This window comes from Lentzea sp. NPDC036949, assembly GCF_055608075.1.
In genome coordinates, this window is record NZ_JBVJRA010000002.1 from 304083 (window position 1) to 309592 (window position 5510).

General features: G+C 71.3%; 7 protein-coding genes. All 7 read left to right on the forward strand.

Annotation, left to right across the window (positions count from 1 at the left end):
* Window positions 1-222 precede the first annotated feature (222 nt).
* Complete coding sequence (locus ACZ7CD_RS07545) at window positions 223-669, forward strand: helix-turn-helix domain-containing protein (protein ID WP_360383773.1); 447 nt, start codon at window positions 223-225, stop codon at window positions 667-669.
* A gap of 19 nt (window positions 670-688) precedes the next feature.
* The gene (locus ACZ7CD_RS07550; RefSeq protein WP_360383771.1) at window positions 689-1192 is read left to right on the forward strand and encodes a hypothetical protein; all 504 of its coding nucleotides are present in this window, start codon (window positions 689-691) and stop codon (window positions 1190-1192) included.
* On the forward strand, window positions 1192-2355 hold the full coding sequence (locus ACZ7CD_RS07555; protein WP_470378544.1) for an MAB_1171c family putative transporter: 1164 nt from the start codon (window positions 1192-1194) through the stop codon (window positions 2353-2355). The genes ACZ7CD_RS07550 and ACZ7CD_RS07555 overlap by 1 nt, the downstream gene beginning before the upstream one ends.
* Before the next feature lie 38 nt (window positions 2356-2393).
* Window positions 2394-2705 carry an ArsR/SmtB family transcription factor gene (locus ACZ7CD_RS07560; protein WP_360383766.1) on the forward strand — a complete coding sequence of 104 codons (312 nt, stop codon included), beginning with the start codon at window positions 2394-2396 and terminating at the stop codon, window positions 2703-2705.
* A complete protein-coding gene (locus tag ACZ7CD_RS07565; RefSeq protein WP_360383763.1) occupies window positions 2702-2950 on the forward strand; it encodes a hypothetical protein in 249 nt (82 codons plus the stop codon). The genes ACZ7CD_RS07560 and ACZ7CD_RS07565 overlap by 4 nt, the downstream gene beginning before the upstream one ends.
* Window positions 2951-3057: 107 nt before the next feature.
* Window positions 3058-5193, forward strand: a complete 2136-nt coding sequence (locus ACZ7CD_RS07570; RefSeq protein WP_458432394.1) for an MMPL family transporter — start codon at window positions 3058-3060, stop codon at window positions 5191-5193.
* 73 nt (window positions 5194-5266) lie between these two features.
* Complete coding sequence (locus tag ACZ7CD_RS07575; RefSeq protein WP_360383759.1) at window positions 5267-5482, forward strand: MbtH family protein; 216 nt, start codon at window positions 5267-5269, stop codon at window positions 5480-5482.
* The last annotated feature ends 28 nt before the right edge of the window (window positions 5483-5510 follow it).

Here is a 5510-nt window from a genome sequence, read left to right on the forward strand (position 1 = left end):
TGCGCGCCAAATCCGCTCGCCGGTGTTCCCCTGGGCGAGCGCATTCCTCACCAGTTGTCGCGCGATCTCGTTGGTTAATCCCCAAACAAGGCCAACGTACCGAGACGCCCCGGGGGGCGTCAACTGTGGTGGGTGGTTCATGTACCTTTCATCCACATCGGCTGATACGTGTAGGGTCGACGGGCCCACCGGTGGCGGGTGTGCTGACAGCGGAGGTAGTGGATGGCCGATGCGGACGGGCCGCCGGAGGGCTCCCTGGCGGCGAAGGTCGACCACCTGTTCCGGACCGTGCGCCCGCGTGCCGGGCGCGAGTACTCGTTCGACGAGGTCGCCGAGACGATCAAGGCCCGTGGCGGGCCGACCATCTCCGCCACCTACGTGTGGCAGCTGCGCCGGGGCCTGCGGGACAACCCCACCAAGCGGCACCTCGAGGCGCTCGCCGGGTTCTTCGGCGTGCCGCCCGCCTACTTCTTCGACGACGCGGTCACCGAGATGATCGACTCCGAGCTCGCGCTGCTGATCGCGCTGCGCGACAGCTCGGTGCGCCGGATGGCGTTGCGGGCGTCGGGTTTGTCGGCCAAGAGCTTGCACGCGCTCACCGCTATGGTGGAACGGGCGCGGGAGCTCGAAGGCCTTTCCGAGGGGTCGGAGGAGGAAGCGGGCTCGTGACCCGCCGGTGGGGGGTGTCGTGTTCGGTGGGGGACTGAGCCTGCGGCGGTTGCGCCGCCGGTGTGCCGCACGGGTGCGGGAGCTGCCGATGCCCGACCCGTTCGACGTCCGCGCGCTCTGCGCCCTCGTCGCCGGGCAGCGCGATCGGCCCATCACGCTGCTCCCGATGACCGGACGGCACGGCGTGCTCGGGTTGTGGGTCGCCACCGACGACAGCGACCTGATCTTCTACGAAGAGGCGACCACGCGGCCGCACCAGGACCACATCATCCTGCACGAGCTGTGCCACCTGCTCTGCGACCACTACGCGGCACCGCTGCCCGCGGCGAACCTGATGCCCCACCTCGACCCGGACATGGTCCGCTCGGTGCTGGAGCGCACCGGGTACTCGGCGGTGGAGGAGCAGGAGGCCGAGCTGCTCGCGTCGCTGATCCTGCAGCAGGCCGGTCATCCGGCCGCACCGCCCGCCGAAGGGCTCGCGCACCGGATCTCCGAGGCGCTGAACTGGCCAGACCCGCGCTGATGCTGGACGCACTCCGGTTCTACCTGCCGCCCCTGCTGGTGATCAGCTTCTTCGTGGCCATGCTGGTCAACGGCGAGTACCGGCCGCGCACCGACGCCCAGCGCGCGGTGCGCCTCGGCCTGCTGGCGCTCGGCATCTCGCTGATCGTGCTGACCCCCGCCGGCTACGCGTTCGCGGCGCGGGTGACCGGCGTTCCCAACATCGGCCGGCTCATCGGGCACGGCACGATGCTCGTGGTGGCGTGGGCGGGGCTGGCGTTCGTCGCCTGGCTGACCGCGCCGCTCACCGCCCGGCGCCGGTCCAGGCGCGTCGCGTGGTGGCTGCTCGCCGGGTTCGCGGTGCTGGTGGTCCTGTTCGTGCTGGCCCCGGTCGACGTGGACGACGTCCGCTTCTCCACGCGGTACGCGCGCACGCCGTGGGTGCTGGAGTACTGGGTCTTCTACGCGGCGTGCCTGACCCCCGCGTTCGCCACGGTCGTGCGCGAGTCGTGGCGGTTCGCGCGGGTGACGCCGGATGCCGTGCTGCGCCTGGGGTTGCGGTTCGTGGCGGCCGGCGGGTTCTGCGCACTGGCCTATCACGTCCACAAAGGACTGCTGTTCGCGGCGGCCAGGTTCGGCCTCCCGTACCTGTCCGTCCCGTTCGTGGACAAGTACTTCCCGCTCGCGGCGAACGTGTTCGCCTTCGGCGGCGCCACGATCCGCTGGTGGGCGCCCCGGATCGGGCTGACCGCGCTGGTGGCGCGGATGAAGCAGTACCGCACGTACCGGTGGCTGCGGCCGCTGTGGGTCGACCTGCACCGGGTCAGCCCGCACATCGCGCTGCACCCGCCGCGCAGCGCCGCCGTCGACCTGCTGCCCGACGACCTGGGGCTGCGGCTGTACCGGCGGGTGATCGAGATCCGGGACGGCCGGGTCGCGCTCCAGCCCTACCTCGACCCGGAGGTCGCCGCGCGGGCCCGGCGCACCGCCGAGCACGACGGGGTGCGCGGAACGGACGTCGACGCGCACGTGGAGGCGGCGGTGCTGGCGGACGCGGTGCAGGCCGCGTCACGAGGCCGGGTGTTCACCGCGGAGGCGCAGGTCGGCGTGCCCGGCGGTGGCGACCTCGACAGCGACACGGCGTTCCTCGTCGCGGTGGCCAGGGCGTATCGCAGGCTCGCCTGACACCTGCTAACATTTCTTGGCATGTGCAGGGTTCAGTTGTGACAGGGGATGAGCTGCTGCGCATCCTCGCGACGCTGGCCAACCCGCACCGGTTGCGGGTGCTGGCGGTGCTCACGAGGGAGCGCACCTACGTCAGCGCGCTCGCCCGCGAGCTCGGGATCAGCCGCGCGCTGCTGCAGGTGCACCTGCGCAAGCTGGAGTCGGCCGGTCTGGTGCGCGCGCACCTGGAGCTGTCCGAGGACGGCAAGGCGATGAAGTTCTACGAGGTCGAACCGTTCGCCGTCGAGCTGTCACCGGAGTCGGTGGCGGTCGCCGTGCGGACTCTCACGGAGAAGGAAGCGCAGGCATGAGCCCCTACGACTGGCAGGAGATCATCGGCGTCGTCGGGGTGTTCGTCCTGATCACCGCGGTGACGACCGTCCTCATCTGGCAGCTGGCCGCGACCTGGCGGGCGAAGGCGGCGCTGGCGCGGGAGAACGAGTACCGGGCGCTCGCCGAACGGGCGGTCCAGGCGCAGGAGAGCTCCGAGCGCAAGCTCGACGAGCTGCAGGAGCGGATGCGGTCGGTCGAACGCATCCTCAAGGAAGTCGAGTAGGGGAAGTGCTGGGCCGGCGAGCGGCAACTCGGCGGCCCAGCGGAAGAAGCGGCTCTCGCCCGAGGGCGAGTTCTGGTGAGCACTCCTTCGAGGAAGGACTTTAGTCGATGCTGCCTGCGCGCAGGTCGAAGGTCGCACTGGTGGAACGGGTGGCCGCGTGGTCGGTCCGGCACCGGGGCGTGGCGGTGGCCGGATGGCTCCTGGTCGTGTTGCTGGCCGTGCTGGCCGGTGCGCTGGCGGGACAGGGGGCGTCCGCACGGGACCCCGGTGAGTCCGGCGTGGCGGGAGAGGTGCTGGACCGGCAACGGACCTACGCCCCCGTCCGGGAGAACGTGCTGGTCGAGGGGGCGGGGACCGAGGACCTCGTCGCCGCCCTGCGCGGCAGCGGCGCGGTCACCGAGCTGACCACCACCGGTGGGACGCCCTCGCTCGTGACGTTCCACGTCGCCGGTCCCGACGACCGGATCGCCGGCAACTACGACACGGTGGTCCGCGTCGTGTCCGAGGTGTCGTCCCGGCACCCGGACACGCGGTTCTCCCAGGCGGGCGACCGCAGTCTGGCCAAAGCCGTCGACCAGGCGGTGAAGGACGACTTCCAGCGCTCGGAGCTCATCTCCCTGCCGATCACCGTGCTCATCCTGCTGGTCGTGTTCGGTTCGCTGATCGCGGCGTCGGTGCCGTTGCTGCTGGCCGGGACCACGGTGGTCGCCGCGTTCGGGCTGCTGGGGCTGGTCGGCACCTGGGTACCGGTGAACAGCGCGACGTCGTCGATGATCCTGCTGATCGGCATCGCCGTCGGGATCGACTACTCGCTGTTCTACCTGCGCCGCGAACGCGAGGAACGCGCGGCGGGCCGGTCGGTGGCCGAGGCGCTGCGGATCAGCGCCCGCACCTCCGGTCGGGTCGTCCTGGTGGCCGGGCTGACCGTGATGCTGTGCGTCGCGGGCCTGCTGTTCACCGGTCTGGACAACTTCCGCGGCCTCACCGTCGGCACCGCGCTGGTGGTGGGCCTGGCCGTGCTCGGATCGGTCACCGCCCTACCCGCATTGCTGTCGCTGCTGGGCCCGTGGGTGGACCGGGTGCGCGTGCCGTTCCTGCGCCGCACGCACGTGCGCGAGTCACGGCTGTGGACCGCCGTCGCGCGCGTGGTGGTGCGCCGCCCGTGGCTGTGGGGCGGGCTCGCCGCGCTGTCGCTGGTGGTGCTGACGATTCCCGCGCTGGACATGCGGTTGCAGGACGCGGGCGCGGTGAACAGCCTGCCGCGCACGGTCGCCGCGGTCGACGGCGCGATCCGCATGCAGGAGGCGTTCCCCGGCACCCCGACGCCCGCGCAGGTCGTGCTGTGGGGGCAGGTGGACGACGTGGACGTCGCCGCGTTGCGCCGGGAGATCGCGGCCAGCGGAGGGCTGCTGCACGAGCCGCTCACCGCGGCACGGGTGGACTCCGCGCTGGTGGTGCGGGTGCCGCTCGCCGGCACCGGGACCGACGACCTGTCCAACCGGGCCCTGGAGCACCTGCGGTCCCAGGCGCTGCCCGCCGCGTTCGGCGACGTGCCCGGAGTGTCGTACGCGGTCTCGGGGAAGACGGCGTTCGCCCACGACTTCACCGCGCAGATCCGGTCCACCACACCGCTGGTGTTCGGGTTCGTGCTGCTGCTCGCGTTCGTGCTGCTGGTCGTGGCGTTCCGCGCGCTGGCCATCCCGCTGATCTCCATCGGCCTGAACGTGCTGTCGATCGGCGCGGCCTACGGGGTGCTCACGTGGGTGTTCCAGGACGGGCACCTGGAGTCGGCGCTCGGCTTCACGTCCTACGGCGGCGTGGTCGGGTGGCTGCCGCTGTTCATGTTCGTGCTGCTGTTCGGGCTGAGCATGGACTACCACATCTTCATCCTCAGCCGGATTCGCGAGCGCTGGTTCGGTGGTGCCGACGCGCGCGCCGCCGTCGTTGGGGGAGTGGGCAGCAGCGCCGGGGTGGTCACCAGCGCCGCGGTGATCATGACCGCAGTGTTCGCCGTCTTCGTCACGCTCAGCGCCATCGAGTACAAGATGCTCGGCGTCGGGATGGCCGTGGCGATCCTCGTCGACGCCACCGTCGTGCGCGGCGTGCTGCTGCCCGCGGCCATGGCGGTGCTGGGCGAGCGCGCCTGGGTGCTGCCCGGTGGCCTGGGGCGGTTCTCGCACGTTCCCCGGCTGGCCGGCGGCGCTTCGCCGCAGCCGGTGGCCGCGCGCCTCGGCTCCGGATAGTTCGCGTATAGACGCAGTATTGGGCCCGCGAGAACTGTTCAGGCGACCGGAGACGATCACCTGAGGAGTTCTCGTGGCCGAGGAACAGGACGACAAGCAGACCTACCGCGTCGTGCTCAACGACGAGGAGCAGTACTCGATCTGGCCTGCCGACCGGGACCTGCCCGCCGGATGGCGCGCGGACGGCACCGAGGGTTCTCGGACCGACTGCCTCGCGCACATCGGTGAGGTGTGGACGGACATGCGCCCGCTCAGCCTCCGCCGCCGCATGGCGGAAGCAGCGCACTAGTCCACACGATCGGGAGGACAGGTCGACC

What these genes read in the sequence shown, in the direction of transcription:
- ACZ7CD_RS07545 (WP_360383773.1), top strand. Translation starts at nt 223, where the DNA reads ATGGCCGATGCGGACGGGCCGCCGGAGGGCTCCCTGGCGGCGAAGGTC.
- ACZ7CD_RS07555 (WP_470378544.1), top strand. Translation starts at nt 1,192, where the DNA reads ATGCTGGACGCACTCCGGTTCTACCTGCCGCCCCTGCTGGTGATCAGC.
- ACZ7CD_RS07565 (WP_360383763.1), top strand. Translation starts at nt 2,702, where the DNA reads ATGAGCCCCTACGACTGGCAGGAGATCATCGGCGTCGTCGGGGTGTTC.
- ACZ7CD_RS07570 (WP_458432394.1), top strand. Translation starts at nt 3,058, where the DNA reads ATGCTGCCTGCGCGCAGGTCGAAGGTCGCACTGGTGGAACGGGTGGCC.